Genomic DNA, 19,300 nt, shown 5'->3' on the forward strand with positions numbered 1-19,300 from the left:
GCTTCCCTGTGGCCGGTTCGCGGTCAGTTCGCGACGTCCCGCTCCGCCAGCACCCTGTCGACGGTGACACGGACGAGGAGTTCGCCGGGGACGCCGTTGCGCGCGCCGAACTCCTCGGCCCGCTCCTCGCCCATGTACCGGGCACCGATCCGGGTGGCCCAGTGCCGTATCTCGTCGAGGTCTTCCGAGACACGGGCGCGGCCCCGCAGCACCACGAAGGAGTACGGCGGCCGGTCGTCGTCCACGCACAGCGCGATCCGGCCGTCCCGGACGATGTTGCGCCCCTTGACCGTGTCCTTGCCGGTGTTGAACACCACCTCGTCCCCGTCCAGCAGGAACCAGATCGGAGCCACGTGCGGGCTGCCGTCGGCCCGCACTGTGGACAGCTTTGCGGTGCGGGTGCCGTGGGAAACGAACTCCCGCCATTGCGCGTCGGTCATCTTCTCTGCCATGGCTCCCATCCTCCTTGCCCCGGCCGCGGTCGTGGGGAAGGCTGAGATGGAGATCCTCCGGCCAGGAGGGGAAGCGCACGGGGAGAAAACGGGGAGAACGGAAGATGGCGCAGAACCAGGGACTCGACTGGCTGCTGGACGACTTGACCGAGCGCGTCCACGAGGTGCGGCACGCACTGGTCCTGTCCAACGACGGTCTGGTGACCGGCGCGAGCACCGGACTGCGCCGCGAGGACGCTGAGCACCTCGCGGCCGTGTCGTCCGGGCTGCACAGTCTGGCCAAGGGCTCCGGACGGCATTTCGGCGCGGGCAGCGTACGCCAGACGATGATCGAGTTCGACGACGCGGTGCTCTTCGTCACCGCCGCCGGAACGGGCAGTTGTCTGTGCGTCCTCAGCGGCGCGGAGGCGGACATCGGCCAGATCGCCTACGAGATGACACTGCTGGTCAACCGGGTCGGCGAGCACCTCGACGTCGATGCCCGCCAGCCCGAACCAAAACCGATAGCAGACCTCTGACCTGCACGTTCGTCATCCCCGTGGAGTTATCCACAGGCTCGCCACCCGATCCGCCGAAGCGGCTACGGTTTTTTTCACGGCGACCGCACACGGCGTGAGCGCCGACTCCACGGGGGAGACCGACCATGTCACGCACCGGCACCACACCCGACCGCCTCACCTGCGCCCCGAGCCGGGCCGCCCGCGAACTGGACCTCAGGCGGGGCGAGTTCGACCTCGCGGCGAACCTGGGGCTCATCCGGACCGTTCCCGACGAAGGAGGCGGGGGCCGGCGCGTGGCCCGGGCCGAGATCGACCGGCTGCGTTCCGGTGACGGCTTCCCGGGCGTCCTGCGCGAGCGCGTCGCGACCGCCGGTACCACCGAGGGCGCCCAGCTCCTGGGGGTGACGCCCACCAGGTTCACGAGCCTCGCGCGCTATGGCCTGCTGGTCCCGGTGGCGTTCTACCTCAACCGCTATCGGACGGTCGTCTGGCGGTATCTGGCCGAAGAGCTCCGGCAATTCGCGGCCGAGGGGAGCAACGCGAGGCTGCTGACCGCCCGTCGCACACCCGCGGAGATCCGCGAAGGGCTGAAGGCGGGGATGGACCGGCGGCCCCGCAACTGGCGGGGGCGGCACGTCGGATTTCTGACGCGGCAGGCGGGGGACGACCCCTGGGCGCGCGCGGCAGCGGTCGCCTGTCTCCTCGACCCGGCCGACGTGGCGGACGTCGTCCAGGATCCCCACGAGCGCGCCCGTCTGGACCGCTGCCGCCCCCGGCTCCCGGCGTACGGCGCCCCCGGTTCACCCACCGCCGAGCTGGCCGAGACGCTCATGACGGCGAGCGAGCCGGACGAAGTGTCCTGGTTCCGCGCGGACCTGGCCCACACGATGGAGACGGCCCGAAGGCACCACCCCGTGGTGGAGGCGCTGTCCCCGACACCGCCGGCAGGACCCGATCCCCTCGCGCCACCCCCGGCGCCGGCGGCGGAGCGGCCCGTGCCTGTGGACCCCGCCCCTCACCACGGCCTGGTGAGCCGGCTCCGCCACAGAGGCCGGCGGCCGGCCGGCTGACCCCAGTGGTACCGCGCCACCGTCGGCCGGCCCGCTGACCGATGAGTCTCCGGATGCGCCCGGGCCCGATCCTGAGGAGACTGTGTCCGGGAGGCGATCATGTTCGGTGAGACGAAGGCGTTCAGCGGGTTCTCGGTGAACGACATCGACGCGGCCAGGGCGTTCTACGCCGATACGCTCGGGCTGCGGGTGTCGGAGGAGAACGGCCTGCTGTTCCTGCACATCGCGGGGGACCGGGACATCCTGGTCTACCCCAAGCCGGACCACACCCCGGCGACGTTCACCATCCTCAACTTCCCGGTGGACGACATCGAGGCAGCGGTCGACGAGCTGACCGAAAGAGGGGTGCGTTTCGCAAGCTATGACCACCTCAAGACGGACGACAAGGGCATCTTCCGCGGCGGCGGCCCCCTGATCGCCTGGTTCAGCGACCCTGCGGGGAACGTGCTGTCCGTCCTCCAGGAAACCTGACACACCGGTCGTGCCCGAGCTCCCCGACGTCGAGGGCTTCCGGCAGGTGCTCGAGTCCTGCGCGAAAGGACGCGTCATCCGGCGGGTCGACGTGCGGGACACGGGCGTCCTGCACGAGGTCGACGCCCGGCGGCTGCGGGACGCGCTGGAGGGGCGGCGGTTCGGGACGCCGGAGCGGCACGGCAAGTGGCTGCTCGCCCGCACCGGCGGCCCCACCCTCGTCCTGCACTTCGGCATGACCGGGCGGCTGGTCTGCGGGCATGCCGATGAGCCCGTCGAAGCGCATGACCGCGTCCTGTTCACCCTGGGCGGCGGCCGTCAGCTGCGCTTCCGCGACCAGCGCAAGCTGCAGGGACTCTGGCTGGCCCACGACGAGTCCGACGTCGAGCGGCTGCTGCGGCGGCAGGGGCCCGATGCGCTGACGGTGGACCGTGCGGAGTTCGAGGAGGTGCTCTCGTCGCGCCGCGGGCATCTCAAGTCGGCTCTCACCGACCAGTCCGTTCTCGCCGGCCTCGGCAATCTCCTCGCCGACGAGATCCTGTGGCGGGCCCGGTTGCGCCCCGACCGCGGGGTGCGTGACCTGACCGGGGAGGACTGCCGCCGCCTCTACGGCGAGATGCGCCGCACCCTGCGCTCGTCCGTCACCGCCGGCTGCGTACCGCCGCGTGACTCCTGGCTCACCGGCCACCGGGACGACCGGGACCCCAGGTGCCCGCGGTGCGACAGCGGCCTGCGCAGGTCCCGTATGGCCGGGCGGGGCACGGTGTGGTGCCCCCGGTGCCAGCCCGGCCGGTGACCCGGCCAGGGCTGGTCGGTCCGCCCGGTCAGCCGCGGGGCGTCTTCGCGGCCCTGCCGCTGGGGCGTCTCGCCGGCTCAGTCGCCGGGAGTCAGGACGGCCGGCGCCCCGGCCAGGACGCCGCCGTCCATTTCGGCCGCCAGGGCACGTGTCACCGCGGATCGGATGCCTCCGGCCCCGCCGGTGACGATCGCCACCCGCTCGCTGGGGCGTTCCATGGTGGACCTCCTTCGCTCAGGGTGCCGCCGCGCTCTCGCGCTCCTCGTCCGGGGCCACCAGCGACTGCGTGAACGGAATCCGCGCCAGCGCCAGCACACCCGCGGCGATCAGCGCGACGCCGAACAGCTGGGGCAGCAGCCACCACCCGGAGCGGACGGTCTCCTCGTACAGGATGATGCCGAGGGCGAGGCTCACCAGGGCGTCGCCGAGGGTGAGTGCGGGCTGCGAGGCGACCAGCGGGCCGGCCTGCAATGCGTTCTCCAGCAGGAACAGCGCGCACACGCCGGTGGCGGCGAAGGCGTAGGTCTGCCAGGCGGTGAGGAAGCCGACGAGGCCCTGCTCGTCGAGGATGTGCATGGCGGCCTTCATCAGCGCGGCGGTCACCGCGTAGCTGATGGCCGTCGCGGCACCCAGGCAGGCGGCCCGGGCGCGGCCCTCCGGGCGCCGGAGGGCCGCCAGAGCCAGAGCGACGACCGCCCCGGCGCACACGGCGAGCGCGGGAATCCAGCGGTCCAGCGCCACATGGGTGCGGTTGCCGGCGGGGGAGGCCGCGGCGAGCGCGACCGCCAGACCGGCCACCACCACCGCCACGGCCAGCCAGCCCGTGGCCGGCAGATGCCGGTGCATCAGGAGGGAGGCGACGATGAGGGTGAGCGGCAGTTCCAGCACGAACAACGGCTGCACGATCGTCAGCGGCCCGGTGGCCAGCGCCAGCGCCTGGCAGACGGCGGCGCCGATCACGGCGAGGACGCCGGCCAGCCACACGGGCCGGCGCAGCAGGTCGACGATCAGCCCGGCCCGCAGCCCTTGGGAGGCGGGCACGGTGAGCGCGGCCTTGCGTTGCAGCACGGTCGCCACGGCGTTGCTGAAGGCCGCGCAGATCGCGAACACGACGGGAAGCACGGTGTGCAGCGCGGCCACCTCCCGGATCGGCGGGCGTGTGACGTCGGCAGTGCCTGCTCCTGCCATGGTCGCCGGATCCGGTCAGGGGCGCGATCGGAAGCCCGCGCACCGGGCCCCGATCGTCGAACGGTCAGGTCAGTCCAGCTTCCGGAAGAGCCCCTCCTGCACCACGGACACGACCAGCCGGCCCTCACGGTCGTAGATCCGGCCGCGGGCCAGGCCACGGCCGCCGACCGCGATCGGCGACTCCTGGTCGTAGAGGAGCCATTCGTCCGCGCGGAACGGGCGGTGGAACCACATCGCGTGGTCGAGCGACGCCATGTCGAAGCCGCGCGGGCCCCACAGTGGCTCCACCGGAATGCGGACGGCGTCCAGAAGGGTCATGTCGCTGGCGTAGGTGAGGGCGCAGGTGTGCACGAGCGGGTCGTCGCCGAGCGGCCCGACCGCGCGCATCCACACGGCGCTGCGCGGCTCGGCGTCCTCGGCCTCCGCGGCGGTCCAGCGCAGCCGGTCCACGTAGCGGATGTCGAAGGGCTGGCGCCGGGCCATCCGCTCCAGCTGCTCGGGCAGCGCGCCCAGGTGCTCCCGGATCTCGTCCGTGACCGTGGGCAGGGACTCCGGGTCCGGTACCTTGCGGGCCGGGGGCAGCTGGTGCTCGAAGCTGCCCTCCTCCGGCTTGTGGAAGGAGGCGGTGAGGTTGAAGATCGTGCGGCCCTGCTGCACGGCTGTGACCCGCCGGGTGGTGAACGACCGCCCGTCGCGCACATGCTCGACCTGGTAGACGATCGGCACGCCCGGCCGGCCCGGGCGCAGGAAGTACGCGTGCAGCGAGTGCACGGGACGGTCGCCCTCCGTGGTGCGGCCCGCGGCGACCAGCGCCTGCCCCGCCACCTGGCCACCGAAGACCCGCTGCAGGGACTCCTGCGGACTGCGGCCGCGGAAGATGTTGAGCTCGATCTGCTCCAGGTCGAGCAGGTCGACGAGCCTCTCGGCCGGGTTCGTCGTCATGGGTGGGATGCTCCTGTGCTCGCTGCTGCCCGGCCTGTCACAGCTGGCCGACGTCGGTGACGCGGACGATCGCCCGGCCCTCCGCGTCCGAGGCGGTGAGGTCGACCTCCGCGCTGATGCCCCAGTCGTGGTCGCCGTTCGGGTCGTGGAAGATCTGCCGGACCCGCCACAGGGCGTTCTCCGGCTCCTCCTCGATGATCAGCAGCTTGGGGCCGCGGGCGTCGGGGCCGGTGCCGAGATCGTCGTACTCGTCCCAGTACTTGTCCATCGCCTCGCCCCACGCGTCGGCGTCCCAGCCGGACTCCCCGTCCATCTCGCCCAGTTCCCCGACCTGGTCGAGGGCGGCCAGCTCCACGCGGCGGAACATGGCGTTGCGGACCAGGACGCGGAAGGCGCGCGCGTTGGCGGTGACCGGCTTGACCTCATCGGCCTTCTCCTGGGCCTCCTCGGCGGTCATCTCCGCCGGGTTGGCCAGCTGCTCCCACTCGTCCAGCAGGCTGGAGTCGACCTGGCGCACCATCTCGCCCAGCCAGGCGATCAGGTCCTGAAGGTCCTCGGACTTGAGGTCGTCCGGGACGGTGTGGTCCAGGGCCTTGTAGGCGCTGGCGAGGTAGCGCAGCACGATGCCCTCGGTGCGGGCCAGCTCGTAGTGGGACACCAACTCGGTGAAGGACATCGCCCGTTCGTACATGTCGCGGATGACCGACTTCGGCGACAGCGGATGGTCCCCGACCCAGGGATGACTCTTGCGGTACGTGTCGTACGCGTGGAAGAGCAGCTCCTCCAGGGGCTTCGGGTAGGTGATGTCCTGGAGGCGCTCCATGCGCTCCTCGTACTCCACGCCGTCGGCCTTCATCGCGGCGACGGCCTCGCCGCGCGCCTTGTTCTGCTGGGCGGCGAGGATCTGCCGCGGGTCGTCCAGGGTCGACTCCACGACGGACACCATGTCGAGCGCGTACGACGGCGACTCGGGGTCGAGCAGTTCGAACGCGGCGAGCGCGAACGTGGACAGCGGCTGGTTGAGCGCGAAGTCCTGCTGGAGGTCGACCGTGAGGCGGACGACGCGGCCGCTGGCGTCCGGCTCGTCGAGCTTCTCGACGATGCCGCCGTCCAGCAGCGAACGGTAGATCGCGATGGCCCGGCGGATGTGCCGCAACTGCTGCTTGCGCGGCTCGTGGTTGTCCTCCAGCAGCCGGCGCATCGCCTCGAAGGCGTTGCCGGGGCGGGCGATCACCGACAGCAGCATGGTGTGCGTCACCCGGAACCGGGAGCTCAGCGGCTCCGGTTCGGAGCCGATGAGCTTCTCGAAGGTCTGCTCCGACCACGCGACGAAGCCCTCCGGGGCCTTCTTGCGAACGACCTTGCGGCGCTTCTTGGGGTCGTCGCCCGCCTTGGCGAGGGCCTTCTCGTTCTCGACGACGTGCTCGGGGGCCTGCGCGACGACGAAGCCCTCCGTGTCGTAGCCGGCCCGCCCGGCCCGGCCGGCGATCTGGTGGAACTCCCGGGCCCGCAGGGTGCGCACACGGGTGCCGTCGTACTTGGTGAGGGCCGTGAACAGCACCGTGCGGATGGGGACGTTGACGCCCACGCCGAGCGTGTCCGTGCCGCAGATGACCTTCAGCAGACCGGCCTGCGCGAGCTTCTCCACCAGACGGCGGTACTTGGGCAGCATGCCGGCGTGGTGCACGCCGATGCCGTGCCGGACGTAACGGGAGAGGTTGCGGCCGAACTTGGTGGTGAAGCGGAAGTTGCCGATCAGCTCGGCGATCTGTTCCTTCTCCGCCTTCGAGCACATGTTGATGCTCATCAGCGCCTGCGCCCTCTCCACGGCCTGCGCCTGTGTGAAGTGGACGATGTACACGGGCGCCTGCCGGGCCGCCAGCAGATCGGTGAGCGTCTCGGTGAGCGGGGTGTAGCGGTACTCGTAGGACAGCGGCACCGGCCGGGTCGCCGAGCGGACCACCGCGGTCGGGCGGTTCGTGCGTCGGGTGAGGTCCTTCTCGAAGAAGGAGACGTCGCCGAGCGTCGCCGACATCAGGACGAACTGTGCCTGCGGCAGCTCCAGGATGGGGATCTGCCAGGCCCAGCCGCGGTCTCCCTCGGCGTAGAAGTGGAACTCGTCCATCACGACCTGGCCGACGTCCGCGGCCTTGCCGTCGCGCAGCGCGATCGACGCCAGCACCTCGGCGGTGCAGCAGATCACGGGGGCGTCGGCGTTCACGGACGCGTCGCCGGTCAGCATGCCGACGTTCTCCGTGCCGAAGATCTTGCACAGCTCGAAGAACTTCTCCGACACCAGCGCCTTGATCGGGGCGGTGTAGAAGGTGACCTCGTCCCGGGCCAGCGCGGCGAAGTGCGCACCCGCCGCGATCATGCTCTTGCCGGAGCCGGTGGGGGTCGACACGATCACGTTCGCACCGGAGACCACCTCGATCAGCGCCTCCTCCTGGTGGGAGTAGAGCGTGAGCCCCCGCTCGCCGGCCCACGACTCGAAGGCTTCGTACAGGGCGTCGGGGTCGGCGGTCCGCGGCAGCTGATCGATGAGGGTCACGCCCCCCATCTTGCCTGGCCCGATGCCTGATGCGGGAATCGGCTGCGGGCCCGAAGATCACGAACGCTACGCTGGGGCGCCGGCGGGACGTCAGCACGCCCGGTCAACTGGACAGCGGCACACGAGGAATGGGGCGGGCAGCGGCCATGATGGGACCAGCACACTCACTGTCGGGAGCCGCCGCCTGGCTCGGCGTCGGTGCCGCCGCCGCGGCGGCCGGGCACCCGATGCCCTGGCCGGTCCTCCTCGTCGGTGCCCTGATCTGCGCCGGTGCCGCCCTCGCCCCGGACCTCGACCACAAGGCGGCGACCATCTCCCGGTCCTTCGGACCGGTGTCGCGCTGGCTGTGCGAGATCGTCGACAAGCTGTCCTACGCCGTCTACAAGGCCACCAGGAAGCAGGGCGACCCGCGCCGCTCCGGCGGGCACCGCACCCTGACGCACACCTGGCTGTGGGCGGTACTGATCGGTGCGGGCACCTCGGCGGTGGCGATCACCAGCGACCGCTGGGGCGTGCTCGCGATCCTCTTCGTGCACATGGTCCTGGCCATCGAGGGCCTGCTGTGGCGGGCGACGCGCGGCTCCAGCAGCGAGGTCCTGGTGTGGCTGCTGGCCGCGACCACCGCGTGGATCCTCGCGGGTGTGCTGGACAAGCCGGGCAACGGCGCGGACTGGCTGTTCACGGCTCCGGGCCAGGAGTACCTCTGGCTGGGGCTGCCGGTGGTGCTGGGTGCGATCGTGCACGACATCGGGGACGCGCTCACCGTGTCCGGCTGCCCGATCCTGTGGCCCATCCCGGTCGGGCGCAAGCGCTGGTACCCCATCGGGCCGCCGAAGGCCATGCGGTTCCGGGCGGGCAGCTGGGTCGAGCTCAAGGTGCTGATGCCGGTGTTCATGCTGCTCGGCGGGGTGGGCTGCGCGGCGGCGCTCAACGTCATCTGAACGCGGCCTGCGGAAGGAGCCTCAGCCGCCGCCGTAGCGCCGCTCGAACGCGGCGACCCGGCCCTCCGTGTCCACCGTGCGGGCCTTGCCCGTGTAGAAGGGGTGGCTCTCCGAGGAGATCTCCACGTCCACGACCGGGTAGGTCTCGCCGTCGTCCCACTCGATGGTCTGGTCGCTGGACGCGGTGGAGCGGGTGAGGAACGCGTATCCGGCGGCACGGTCGCGGAAGACGACGGGGTGGTAGTCGGGGTGCTTGTCCTGCTGCATGAATGCTCCTCGAACGGCTCGGGCCGGTTTCGCGATCAGCCGGACAGGGTGTCCTCGTCGACGATGTGCACGGCGGCCTCCTCGGCCGACGCCGCGGCGCCGTCGATGCCCACGTCCATGGCGACCAGTGCCTCCTCCTCGTCCTCGTGGGCGCCCTCGTCGGGTGCCACGAGCCGGCCGGAGCGCGCGGCGCCGACCTCGTTGTCCAGGAGTTCCCCGTCGGTGCCCGCGCAGTCCCCGAGACCGTCACCGTCCGGGGCAGCGGCATCCGGCAGCTCTTCGGAGAGCCGCTGGTCCAGCGTCTCGCCCCGCTGCCGCTCGGCCGCCGTCACGCCGAGGTGCTCCACGGCCCAGGGCCGCTCGGGAGGGGACCAGCCCCGGTCCAGGGGATCGTCGACGCCGTCGTTCTCCAGGGTGTCCTCGGCGTCGAGCAGCCCCGTGTCCTCCCTCTGCTCGTCTTGGTCCGGCTGGTAGACGTCGTCTCCCCAGCCGTCGGAGCTGTTCACGGGTACCTCCAGGGGGTGGGGACGGGCCCGTCCTCACGGGACCCGCACCGGGCCGCCGCCGCACGGAGCACCGACACCGCCCGAACCGCTGCTTCCCGGGCGTTCCCCGAGCCGGTGCCTGATTCCAGCCTTCCACCCCGGCTCGGGACCGCGCAACGCCAAGGACGCGGCCGTCCCCCGAGGGGGGCGCGCCACCCGGCTCGACGAGGTGCTCACCCGTGCCACGACCTCCACAGCGCCGCGTATGCCCCGTCCGCCGCGACCAGCTCGTCGTGGCTGCCCAGCTCGCTGATGCGGCCGTTCTCGACGACGGCGATGACGTCCGCGTCATGGGCGGTGTGCAGCCGGTGCGCGATGGCGACGACGGTGCGGCCGTCGAGGACCCGGGCCAGGGACCGCTCCAGGTCGCGGGCGGCCCGCGGGTCGAGCAGGGACGTCGCCTCGTCCAGGACCAGCGTGTGCGGGTCGGCCAGCACCAGGCGGGCCAGGGCGATCTGCTGGGCCTGGGCCGGGGTGAGCGCCGTACCGCCCGAGCCGACCTCGGTGTCCAGGCCCTCCTCCAGCGCCCGGGCCCAGCCGTCCGCGTCGACCGCGCCCAGCGCCGCCCACAGCTCGGCGTCGACGGCACCGGTCCGCGCGAGCCGGAGGTTGTCGCGCAGGGACCCGACGAAGACGTGGTGCTCCTGGTTGACCAGGGCCACATGGGAGCGGACGCGCTCGGCGGGCATCCGGGACAGCTCGGCGCTGCCCAGGGTGATGTGACCCTCCCGGGGCGCGTAGATCCCGGCGAGCAGCCGGCCCAGCGTGGACTTGCCCGCACCCGAGGGGCCGACCAGGGCCAGCCGGGTGCCGGGGGAGACCTCCAGGGACACCTTGCGCAGGACGTCCACGCCCTCCAGGTAGCCGAAGTGCACCCGGTCGGCGTGCACATGACGTCCCTCGGGGACCACCGCCCGATCCCCGGCGTCCGGCTCGATGTCCCGGACCCCGACGAGCCGGGCCAGCGACACCTGGGCCACCTGCAACTCGTCGTACCAGCGCAGGATCATGCCCACCGGGTCGACCAGCATCTGGGCGATCAGCGCGCCGGTCGTCAGCTGGCCGACGTCGATCCACCCGTGCAGGGCGAACACGCCGCCGATCATCAGGACCGAGGCGAGCACGGTCACGTGGGTGACGTTGATGACCGGGAAGAGCACCGACCGCAGCCAGAGCGTGTACCGCTCCCAGGCCGTCCACTCCTGGATCCGGCGCTCCGACAGCGCGACGCGGCGGTCGCCGAGGCGGTGGGCCTCGACGGTGTGTCCGGCGTCCACGGTCTCGGCGAGTGCGGCGGCCACGGCGGCGTACCCGGCTGCCTCCGAACGGTAGGCCGAGGGGGCGCGCCGGAAGTACCAGCGGCAGCCGACGATCAGCAGCGGCAGGGCGAGCAGCACGGCGAGCGCCAGCGGCGGCGCCGTGATCACCAGGCCGCCCATCAGCAGGACCACCCACACCACGCCGATCGACAGCTGCGGCACGGCCTCGCGCATGGCGTTGCCCAAGCGGTCGATGTCCGTCGTGATGCGCGACAGCAGGTCGCCGGTCCCGGCCCGCTCCAGCACCCCCGGCGGCAGCCCGACCGACCGGACGAGGAAGTCCTCGCGCAGGTCGGCCAGCATCCGCTCGCCCAGCATCGCGCCGCGCAGCCGCACCTGACGGACGAACACGGCCTGGACGGCCAGGGCGGTCATGAAGAACCCGGCCGTGAGTTCCAGCCGCAGGTCCCGTGCCCCCTCGGACACCCGCTCCACCAGTGAGCCCAGCAGCCAGGGACCGGCCATCGAGGCGATCACGGCGGCCGTGTTGACGGCGACCAGCAGCAGGAACGCCCGCCGGTGCCGGCGCAGCAGTTCGGCCACGTAGGCGCGGACGGTCTCGGGGGCGCCGACCGGCAGGGTGCTCGCCGTGGTCGGGGCCGCCGGGTCGTACGCCGGTGGCGCGACGCCGATCATGCCTTCTCCTCGATCTCTTCCAGTTCCTGCAGTACGTCGTTCAGGGCGACGGAGCCGTTCAGCGCGGCCTCGTCGTCCGTCTCGCGCGTGACCACCGCCCGGTAGCGGGGCTCGGTACGCACCAGCTCGCGGTGGGCGCCGACCGCCACGGCCTCGCCGTCGTGCAGGAACACGACCCGGTCGGCGCGGTCCAGCAACAGCGGGGAGGAGGTGAACACCACGGTCGTGCGCCCCGCGCGCAACTCCCGCACGCCCTGCGCGATCCGTGCCTCGGTGTGCGAGTCGACGGCCGAGGTCGGTTCGTCCAGGACGAGCGCCTCCGGGTCGGTGACCAGCGACCGGGCCAGCGCGAGCCGTTGCCGCTGACCGCCGGACAGGGACCGGCCGCGTTCGGTGATCCGCGCGTCCATGGGGTCGGCGGCGTCCAGCGAGCCCTGCACCAGCGCCGCCAGCACGTCGTCGCACTGCGCGGCCGCCAGCGCCGCCTGCGGCGAGACGTCACCCGACGCGGGTACGTCGAGCAGCTCGCGCAGCGTGCCGGACAGCAGCACCGGGTCCTTGTCCTGGACGAGGACGGCCGTACGGGCGCTGTCCAGCGGGAGTTCGTCGAGCGGCACACCGCCCAGCAGCACCGAGGTGCCCTCCTGGGACGGGTGCCCGCCCAGCCGTTCCGCCAGCAGGCCCGCCGCGTCCGGGTCGCCGCACACCACGGCCGTGAGCCGGCCGGTGGGCGCGAGCAGCCCGGTCTCCGGGTCGTACAGGTCGCCGGAAGGGACGTCGGCGGCGCGCGATCCGGCGGTGTCCGTGGGCCGCTGGAGCGACAGCACTCCCGCGGCCCGCTTGGCGGAGGGCCGGGAGAAGGAGTACGCCATGGCGATCTCCTCGAAGTGCCGCAACGGGTAGGTGAGGACCATCACCGAGCTGTAGACGGTGACCAGTTCGCCGACGGTGATCCGGCCCTCGCGCGCCAGCCGTACGCCGTACCAGACGACGGCGATGAGCAGCAGTCCCGGCAGCAGGACCTGGATCGCGGAGATCAGGGACCACATCCGGGCGCTGCGCACGGCCGCGTGGCGGACCTCCTGGGAGGCGCTGCGGTAGCGGTCGAGGAACAGCTCCTCGCCGCCGATGCCACGCAGCACGCGAAGGCCGGCGACGGTGTCCGAGGCGAGTTCGGTGGCCCGTCCGGCCTTCTCGCGCTGGGTGTCGGCGCGCCGGGTGGCGCGGGGGAGCAGCGGCAGCACGGCGAGCGCCAGCGCGGGCAGCCCCACCGCGACGACCACGCCGAGCGCCGGCTGGTAGACCAGCAGGCCGACACAGACCAGCACGATCGTGACCAAGGCCGCGGTGAAGCGGGACAGGGCCTCGACGAACCAGCCGATCTTCTCGACGTCCCCCGTCGAAACCGCCACCACTTCACCGGCCGCGACCCGCCGGGTCAGCGCCGAGCCCAGATGGGCGGCCTTGCGGGCGAGGAGTTGCTGGACGCGGGCGGCCGCCGTGATCCAGTTGGTGATCGCGGTGCGGTGCAGGAAGGTGTCGCCGACCGCGTTGCCCACGCAGGCCAGCGCCAGCAGGCCGCCCGCCAGGGCCAGTCGCGAGCCGGAGCGGTCCACGACGGCCTGCACGGCGACCCCGACACAGAACGGCAGCGCGGCGACGGAGGCGAAGTGCAGCAGCCCCCAGGCCAGCGACTTGAGCTGACCGCCCAGCTGATTGCGGAAGAGCCACCACAGGAATCGGGGACCCGAACGCGCGTCGGGCACACCCGGGTCGGGGTACGGAAGGTCTTGAATCTGCATGACGTCCCAGTGGCTCGTGTCAGGGGGATGGGGTCCGGCCGAAGGCAGCAAACCGTGACAGGTTCGCCTCGCCGCGTGGTCGGAGGCAACAGGTTTTCCGTCCACCGAACGGAACCGGCCGACCGGGCGGGAACCGGGCTGTCCCGGCGGACCGGTACTCATTGCGGAGGCGGCCTGGGCCCCGTAGAACACCGCCCATGAAGAGACGGATCGTCATGTCCATGCTCTCCGGAGCGGCCCTCCTCGCGAGCACCCTCCTCGGCACCGGGTCCGCCGGTGCGGCGGATGCCCCGGCCCCGGCGGCCGATGTCCCCGCGGAGTTCGGCACCGACTGGCACGACCCGGTCACGGCCGCCCCGCCCGTCCGGAGGCCCGCCGGAAAGTCCTGCGAAGTCACCCTCGCCCGGGCGCAGTTCCGTGACTTCACCCCGTACCGCGGCACGTACACCCCGCCCGAAGGCTGCGGCGACCGCTGGAGCAAGGTGGTGCTCCGGCTCGACGGCAAGGTCAAGGGGCGCCAGTACGACCGGCTCGGCTACGTCCACGTCGGCGGGGCCGAGATCCTCCGGACGTCGACGCCGCAGCCCTCGCCGGACGGCATCGAGTGGTCCGTGGAGAAGGACGTCACGCGCTACAGCGACACCTTCCGCGCGAGCCGGGACGTCGAGATGCTCATCGGGAACGTCGTCGACGACACCTACACGGGTGTCCTCGACGTCAAGGTCACGCTGACGTTCTACCAGGGCCGCCCCGACGCGAAGGGCCCCGACCGGGTCCTCACCCTCGACGGCGACTCGGCCCTCACGACCCCGCGCAACAGCGAGCGCATCGTCGCCGAGGTGTACGCGACCGGCTCCGGCGGTGGCTGCGAGGAGTACTGGTACCTGACGGTGCCCGAGCCCGCGCCGTACTCCTGCAAGGCCGGTCGAGGCCCGTACCGGCAGGTGCAGATCAGCGTGGACGGCCGGCTCGCCGGCATCGCCGCACCGTTCCCGACCGTGTGGACCGGAGGCTGGTCCAACCCGTTCCTCTGGTACGTGATCCCGGGCCCGCGCGCCCTCGACATCAAGCCGATCACCTACGACCTCACCCCCTTCGCCGGGATCCTCAACGACGGCCGCCCGCACCGCGTCGAGGTCTCGGTCGTCGGCGTGCCCGAGGGGCAGACCGGCTGGAGCACGCCGGTGAACGTCCTCGTCTGGCAGGACGAGCAGCGCGAGCGGGTCACCGGGAAGCTCACCGTGCACCGGGAGGGCGAGCTCACCGACTCGTCGGTGTACACGCCCGGTTCGGAGCACCGGGTCGACTCGGAGGGTGCCCACCGGCTGACCGTCGGCGGCTATGTCGACACGTCGCACGGCCGCGTCGGGACCACTGTCAGCCGCTCGCTCGCCCATGCCTCCACGCACCGCTGGACCGACGGCGAGACGCGTGACGCTCTGGAAGCCACCTGGACCGACGACGAGTCGGTGACCGTCGGCGGCCGCGCCACGCGCACCCACCGCACCTACACGATGGACGGCACGACCATCCTCGGTGCGGGCGACCGGCTGCGCACCGTGCTGGACCTCGGGGACCGCGCCCTGACCGTCGAGACGCGCGGCGCGCGGCGCACCGCGTGGTCGCGGCTCGACAACGCCTACACGGGGGACGCCACGTATACGGCGAACGTCCCGCGCGACCAGCGGCACGCGGTCGGCACCACCAGCGAGCGTTACCGGTGTACGGCTCACACGGCTGTTACGACCGCACGCTGACCACGGTGCAGGGGGTGGTCACGGGGAACCGCAGCCGTTGCTGAGGGGGCCGGTGTGACACGTGTGACGCGCCTCACGCAGGGCTTTACATGGCTGAAACGTCGCGGTCTTGTGCACGATCAAGACAGCCTCCAGAGTGTGCGGTCACGGAAACCGCTTTCCGTATAGCAGAAGTCCCCTCCGGCTTCTGTGTGAACCGTTCCCCTAGGAGGCCTCGTGCCACCGTCTGTACCGTCCCTGCCGCGGCGCGTCGCCCGCACCCTGCGTACCTCGCTCTTCGCGCAGGTCCTCTGCGCGCTCGTCCTCGGAATCGTCGTCGGAAAGCTGTGGCCGGACACGGCCACGGCTCTCCAGCCGCTCGGCGACGGTTTCACCCGGCTCATCAAGACGGTGATCTCGCCGCTGGTGTTCTGCGTGGTCGTCGTCGGCATCGCCAAGGCCGGTGACCTGAAGGCATTCGGCCGGATCGGGGTCAAGGCCCTCGTCTGGTTCGAGATCGCCTCCACGGCCGCCCTGGTCATCGGCCTCGTCGCCGCCAACGTCGTCGGCCCCGGCAAGGGCATGAACGTCGACCCGTCCTCGCTGAACGCCGCGGCGGTGGACGAGACGACGGGCGGCGGCCAGCTGCCCACGACGACCGAGTTCGTCCTGAACGCACTGCCGCAGAGTTTCGTCGGCTCCTTCGCCGAGAACGAGCTGCTCCAGGTCCTCATCCTGGCCTGTCTGGTCGGCGCCGCCCTGCTGCATCTCGGGCACACCAAGGTGCCGAAGATCCTGCCCGCGGTCGAGCAGGCCCAGGAGATCATCTTCGCGGTCGTCGGCTTCATCATGCGGCTGGCCCCGCTCGCGGTGTTCGGCGCGATGGCCCACCTGGTCGGCAGCTACGGCCTGGGCGTGATGAGGACGTACGCCAAGCTCATCGTGCTCTGCTATCTGGCCGCGGCGCTGTTCCTCGCACTGCTCGCCATCGCCCTGAAGGCCGTCACCGGGCTCAGTCTGTGGAAGTTCCTGCGCTACATCCGCGAGGAGATGCTGCTCGCGCTCGGTACCGCGTCCACCGAGTCGGTCATGCCGCGCGTGATGCAGAAGCTGCGCCGGGCCGGCGCCCGCGACGACGCCGTGGGGCTGGTGCTCCCCACCGGCTACTCCTTCAACCTCGACGGCGCCTCGCTCTACCTGTCCATCGGCACGCTGTTCATCGCCCAGGCCGTGGGCGTGGACCTGAGCCTGGGGCAGCAGGTCACCGTCGTCCTGGTGCTGATGCTGACCAGCAAGGGCATGGCGGGCATTCCCGGTTCGGCGTTCCTCGCCCTGTCCGCGACCGCCTCGTCCCTGGGGGCGATCCCCGCCGGGGCCGTCGCGCTGCTGCTCGGCGTGGACCGCATCATGGACTCGATGCGTGTCGTCACGAACCTGCTCGGCAACTGCGTCGCCGTCTTCGCGGTGTCCCGCTGGGAGGGGGCCCTGGACACCGCGCGGGCGAAGAGGGTGCTCGACGGGGAGGACGGCTTCGGGCCGGACGACGGTGACGAGGACCCGGGCGGCGAGACCGGCACCGAGGCGCTGGTTCCGGCCATCCCGGCCCAGAAGCCCAAGGAGCTCAAGGAGCCCAGCCCCGAGGCCGGCTGACCGAGGCCGAACGGGCCGCGGCCGGCGCTCCGGCAGGAGAGCGGCGGCCGCCGCCCGTTTTCCGTGTCCCGGCCGGTCAGCAGGACTGCACCGGCGTCCCGTCGATCAGCGTGTCGAGCAATCCCCCGAGCGCCTCCCGCTGAGCGCCCGTCAGCGGAGCGAGGATCTCCTCGGCGGCCGACCTGCGCGCCGCCCGCAGCTCGCGCAACGCGCCCCGGCCGTCGTCCGTGAGCTCGATGCGGATCACCCGCCGGTTAGCCGGGTCCGGGACCCGCCGCACCTTGCCGCCCGCCTCCAGGCCGTCGACCAGCGTCGTCACGGCCCGTGGTACCACCTCCAGGCGCTCGGCCAGATCGGCCATGCGCGGCGGCGAGCCCCAGTGCGCCAGCGTGCGCAGCAGCCGGGACTGGGCCGGGGTGATGCCGAGGTCGCTGTGCTCCAGATGGCGCTTCTGGATGCGGTGCACCCGGCGGGTGAGCCGCAGCAACTGCTCGGCGAGCAGGCCGTCGGGGTCGGGCGTGGTCATGCGGGAACAATATCAGGATGACGTTCATTGTGAGTATAGGTAACAATGAGCTGTGATCTGATCCGCCGCATCCCTCGTAGGAGCCCATGCATCCCGACCGTGAAGCCTCCTGGACCCCGCCGGCCGACTCGGAGGGACAACCCCGGCAGGTCCGCCGCATCCTCGGCCTCTTCCGCCCCTACCGGGGCCGCCTCGCGATCGTCGGCCTGCTGGTCGGTGCCGCGTCGCTGGTCTCGGTCGCCACGCCCTTCCTGCTGAAGGAGATCCTCGACGTCGCGATCCCCGAGGGGCGCACGGGCCTGCTCAGCCTGCTCGCCCTCGGCATGATCCTCAGCGCCGTCCTCACCAGCGTCTTCGGGGTTCTCCAGACCCTGATCTCCACGACGGTCGGCCAGCGCGTCATGCACGACCTGCGCACCGCCGTCTACGGCCGGCTCCAGCGCATGTCCCTCGCCTTCTTCACGCGTACGCGCACGGGCGAGGTGCAGTCCCGCATCGCCAACGACATCGGCGGCATGCAGGCCACCGTCACCTCCACCGCGACCTCGCTGGTCTCCAACCTCACCAGCGTGGTCGCCACGATCGTCGCGATGGTCGTCCTCGACTGGCGCCTGACCGTCGTCTCGCTGCTGTTGCTGCCGGTGTTCGTGTGGATCAGCCGCCGGGTCGGCAACGAACGCCGGAAGATCACCACCCAGCGCCAGAAGCAGATGGCCGCCATGGCCGCCACCGTCACCGAGTCGCTCTCCGTCAGCGGCATCCTGCTCGGCCGCACGATGGGCCGCTCCGACTCGCTGACGAAGTCCTTCTCCGACGAGTCCGAGGAACTCGTCGACCTGGAGGTGCGGTCGAACATGGCGGGCCGCTGGCGCATGGCCGTCATCACGATCGTCATGGCCGCCCTGCCCGCCGTCATCTACTGGACCGCCGGCATGGCACTCCAACTGGGCGGCCCCGAGGTCTCCCTCGGCACGATCGTCGCCTTCGTCTCGCTTCAGCAGGGCCTGTTCCGCCCGGCCGTGAGCCTGCTGTCGACCGGTGTGCAGATCCAGACCTCGCTCGCCCTCTTCCAGCGCATCTTCGAGTACCTGGATCTGCCGATCGACATCACCGAGCGCCCCGACCCCGTGCGCCTGGACCGGATCAAGGGCGAGGTCCGCTTCGAGAACGTCTCCTTCGGCTACGGCGGCGAGGACGGCCCGGTCCTCGACGGCATCGACCTCACCGTCCCGGCCGGCGGCAGCCTCGCGATCGTCGGCCCCACCGGCGCCGGCAAGTCCACCCTCGGCTACCTGGTGCCCCGCCTGTACGACGTGACCGGCGGCCGTGTGACCCTCGACGGGGTCGACGTCCGCGACCTCGACTTCGACACCCTGGCGCGCGCGGTGGGCGTCGTCTCGCAGGAGACGTACCTCTTCCACGCCTCGGTCGCCGACAATCTGCGCTTCGCCAAGCCCGACGCCACCGACGAGGAACTCCACCGGGCGGCGCGGGCGGCGCAGATCCACGACCACATCGCGGCCCTGCCCGACGGCTACGACACCGTCGTGGGCGAGCGCGGCCACCGCTTCTCCGGCGGTGAGAAGCAGCGCCTGGCCATCGCCCGCACCATCCTGCGCGACCCGCCGGTGCTCATCCTCGACGAGGCCACCAGTGCGCTGGACACCCGGACCGAGGCCGCCGTCCAGGACGCCATCGACACTCTGTCGGCCAACCGCACCACCCTCACCATCGCCCACCGGCTGTCCACCGTGCGCGGCGCCGACCAGATCGTGGTTCTCGACTCGGGGCGGGCGGTCGAACGCGGCACGCACGAGGAGCTTCTGGAGGAGGGCGGCCGGTACGCGGCGCTCGTACGCCGGGACGCCCAACTGGAACCGACAAGATGAAAATATGCCGGGTTTGTGA

General features: G+C 71.7%; 17 protein-coding genes and 1 pseudogene. 8 read left to right on the forward strand and 10 right to left on the reverse strand.

Translation table 11 applies throughout. From position 1 onward, the window contains the following. Positions 1-23 precede the first annotated feature (23 nt). Positions 24-452 carry a PPOX class F420-dependent oxidoreductase gene (locus tag IO24_RS0118820; RefSeq protein ID WP_031137174.1) on the reverse strand — a complete coding sequence of 143 codons (429 nt, stop codon included), beginning with the start codon at positions 450-452 and terminating at the stop codon, positions 24-26. 104 nt (positions 453-556) lie between these two features. Between IO24_RS0118820 and IO24_RS0118825 the strand changes: the two genes are divergently transcribed. The 4 genes from IO24_RS0118825 (at position 557) to IO24_RS0118840 (ending at position 3,289) form a co-directional block, all read left to right on the forward strand. Further along, on the forward strand, positions 557-970 hold the full coding sequence (locus IO24_RS0118825; protein WP_031137176.1) for a roadblock/LC7 domain-containing protein: 414 nt from the start codon (positions 557-559) through the stop codon (positions 968-970). 125 nt (positions 971-1,095) lie between these two features. Next, on the forward strand, positions 1,096-2,022 hold the full coding sequence (locus IO24_RS0118830) for a DUF6397 family protein (RefSeq protein ID WP_031137177.1): 927 nt from the start codon (positions 1,096-1,098) through the stop codon (positions 2,020-2,022). 99 nt (positions 2,023-2,121) lie between these two features. Continuing rightward, positions 2,122-2,493 (forward strand): VOC family protein, encoded by a 372-nt coding sequence (locus IO24_RS0118835; protein WP_031137179.1) that lies wholly within the window; start codon positions 2,122-2,124, stop codon positions 2,491-2,493. A 10-nt stretch (positions 2,494-2,503) separates the two neighbouring features. After that, a complete protein-coding gene (locus IO24_RS0118840; protein WP_031137181.1) occupies positions 2,504-3,289 on the forward strand; it encodes an Fpg/Nei family DNA glycosylase in 786 nt (261 codons plus the stop codon). A 77-nt stretch (positions 3,290-3,366) separates the two neighbouring features. Here the strand turns inward: IO24_RS0118840 and IO24_RS45235 are convergent, their stop codons facing one another. The 4 genes from IO24_RS45235 to IO24_RS0118860 all read right to left on the reverse strand — a co-directional run bounded on the left by IO24_RS45235 (position 3,367) and on the right by IO24_RS0118860 (position 7,970). Then, positions 3,367-3,507 (reverse strand): hypothetical protein, encoded by a 141-nt coding sequence (locus IO24_RS45235; protein ID WP_157851274.1) that lies wholly within the window; start codon positions 3,505-3,507, stop codon positions 3,367-3,369. A gap of 16 nt (positions 3,508-3,523) precedes the next feature. Beyond that, a complete protein-coding gene (locus IO24_RS0118850) occupies positions 3,524-4,477 on the reverse strand; it encodes a DMT family transporter (RefSeq protein WP_234335261.1) in 954 nt (317 codons plus the stop codon). Between the two features lie 69 nt (positions 4,478-4,546). Continuing rightward, positions 4,547-5,419 carry an acyl-CoA thioesterase gene (locus tag IO24_RS0118855; RefSeq protein WP_031137184.1) on the reverse strand — a complete coding sequence of 291 codons (873 nt, stop codon included), beginning with the start codon at positions 5,417-5,419 and terminating at the stop codon, positions 4,547-4,549. A 37-nt stretch (positions 5,420-5,456) separates the two neighbouring features. Then, a complete protein-coding gene (locus tag IO24_RS0118860) occupies positions 5,457-7,970 on the reverse strand; it encodes a DEAD/DEAH box helicase (RefSeq protein WP_031137186.1) in 2,514 nt (837 codons plus the stop codon). A 146-nt stretch (positions 7,971-8,116) separates the two neighbouring features. Here IO24_RS0118860 and IO24_RS0118865 point away from each other — a divergent pair, with 146 nt between their 5' ends. Then, positions 8,117-8,911, forward strand: a complete 795-nt coding sequence (locus tag IO24_RS0118865; RefSeq protein ID WP_031137187.1) for a metal-dependent hydrolase — start codon at positions 8,117-8,119, stop codon at positions 8,909-8,911. Positions 8,912-8,932: 21 nt separating this feature from the next. Here the strand turns inward: IO24_RS0118865 and IO24_RS0118870 are convergent, their stop codons facing one another. The 4 genes from IO24_RS0118870 to IO24_RS0118885 all read right to left on the reverse strand — a co-directional run bounded on the left by IO24_RS0118870 (position 8,933) and on the right by IO24_RS0118885 (position 13,480). Beyond that, positions 8,933-9,178: a type B 50S ribosomal protein L31 gene (locus tag IO24_RS0118870; RefSeq protein ID WP_031137189.1), complete on the reverse strand. Its 246-nt coding sequence runs from the start codon at positions 9,176-9,178 to the stop codon at positions 8,933-8,935. Positions 9,179-9,213: 35 nt separating this feature from the next. Then, a complete protein-coding gene (locus tag IO24_RS0118875; RefSeq protein WP_031137191.1) occupies positions 9,214-9,684 on the reverse strand; it encodes a DUF5709 domain-containing protein in 471 nt (156 codons plus the stop codon). Between the two features lie 212 nt (positions 9,685-9,896). Beyond that, on the reverse strand, positions 9,897-11,678 hold the full coding sequence (locus IO24_RS0118880) for an ABC transporter ATP-binding protein (RefSeq protein WP_031137193.1): 1,782 nt from the start codon (positions 11,676-11,678) through the stop codon (positions 9,897-9,899). Next, a complete protein-coding gene (locus tag IO24_RS0118885) occupies positions 11,675-13,480 on the reverse strand; it encodes an ABC transporter ATP-binding protein (RefSeq protein WP_031137194.1) in 1,806 nt (601 codons plus the stop codon). The genes IO24_RS0118880 and IO24_RS0118885 overlap by 4 nt, the downstream gene beginning before the upstream one ends. Positions 13,481-13,677: 197 nt before the next feature. Between IO24_RS0118885 and IO24_RS40800 the strand changes: the two are divergent. Continuing rightward, positions 13,678-15,281: pseudogene (locus tag IO24_RS40800) on the forward strand (peptide-N4-asparagine amidase). A 172-nt stretch (positions 15,282-15,453) separates the two neighbouring features. After that, on the forward strand, positions 15,454-16,866 hold the full coding sequence (locus tag IO24_RS0118895) for a cation:dicarboxylate symporter family transporter (RefSeq protein ID WP_031137196.1): 1,413 nt from the start codon (positions 15,454-15,456) through the stop codon (positions 16,864-16,866). 76 nt (positions 16,867-16,942) lie between these two features. Here IO24_RS0118895 and IO24_RS0118900 read toward each other — a convergent pair whose 3' ends face one another. Continuing rightward, entirely contained in the window at positions 16,943-17,392 is a 450-nt protein-coding gene (locus tag IO24_RS0118900; protein WP_031137198.1) for a MarR family winged helix-turn-helix transcriptional regulator, read from the reverse strand. Between the two features lie 86 nt (positions 17,393-17,478). Between IO24_RS0118900 and IO24_RS0118905 the strand changes: the two genes are divergently transcribed. Then, positions 17,479-19,281 (forward strand): ABC transporter ATP-binding protein, encoded by a 1,803-nt coding sequence (locus IO24_RS0118905; RefSeq protein ID WP_031137200.1) that lies wholly within the window; start codon positions 17,479-17,481, stop codon positions 19,279-19,281. The last annotated feature ends 19 nt before the right edge of the window (positions 19,282-19,300 follow it).

It is taken from the genome of Streptomyces flavovariabilis (genome assembly GCF_000725785.1).
Classification (GTDB): Bacteria; Actinomycetota; Actinomycetes; order Streptomycetales; family Streptomycetaceae; genus Streptomyces; species Streptomyces hawaiiensis.

Excerpts from the sequence above, each read along its gene's own strand:
- IO24_RS0118825 (WP_031137176.1), top strand. The coding sequence starts at position 557 with ATGGCGCAGAACCAGGGACTCGACTGGCTGCTGGACGACTTGACCGAG.
- IO24_RS0118905 (WP_031137200.1), top strand. The coding sequence starts at position 17,479 with ATGCATCCCGACCGTGAAGCCTCCTGGACCCCGCCGGCCGACTCGGAG.
- IO24_RS0118865 (WP_031137187.1), top strand. The coding sequence starts at position 8,117 with ATGATGGGACCAGCACACTCACTGTCGGGAGCCGCCGCCTGGCTCGGC.
- IO24_RS0118850 (WP_234335261.1), bottom strand. The coding sequence starts at position 4,477 with ATGGCAGGAGCAGGCACTGCCGACGTCACACGCCCGCCGATCCGGGAG.
- IO24_RS0118855 (WP_031137184.1), bottom strand. The coding sequence starts at position 5,419 with ATGACGACGAACCCGGCCGAGAGGCTCGTCGACCTGCTCGACCTGGAG.
- IO24_RS45235 (WP_157851274.1), bottom strand. The coding sequence starts at position 3,507 with ATGGAACGCCCCAGCGAGCGGGTGGCGATCGTCACCGGCGGGGCCGGA.
- IO24_RS0118885 (WP_031137194.1), bottom strand. The coding sequence starts at position 13,480 with ATGCAGATTCAAGACCTTCCGTACCCCGACCCGGGTGTGCCCGACGCG.
- IO24_RS0118820 (WP_031137174.1), bottom strand. The coding sequence starts at position 452 with ATGGCAGAGAAGATGACCGACGCGCAATGGCGGGAGTTCGTTTCCCAC.
- IO24_RS0118830 (WP_031137177.1), top strand. The coding sequence starts at position 1,096 with ATGTCACGCACCGGCACCACACCCGACCGCCTCACCTGCGCCCCGAGC.
- IO24_RS0118870 (WP_031137189.1), bottom strand. The coding sequence starts at position 9,178 with ATGCAGCAGGACAAGCACCCCGACTACCACCCCGTCGTCTTCCGCGAC.
- IO24_RS0118835 (WP_031137179.1), top strand. The coding sequence starts at position 2,122 with ATGTTCGGTGAGACGAAGGCGTTCAGCGGGTTCTCGGTGAACGACATC.
- IO24_RS0118900 (WP_031137198.1), bottom strand. The coding sequence starts at position 17,392 with ATGACCACGCCCGACCCCGACGGCCTGCTCGCCGAGCAGTTGCTGCGG.
- IO24_RS0118880 (WP_031137193.1), bottom strand. The coding sequence starts at position 11,678 with ATGATCGGCGTCGCGCCACCGGCGTACGACCCGGCGGCCCCGACCACG.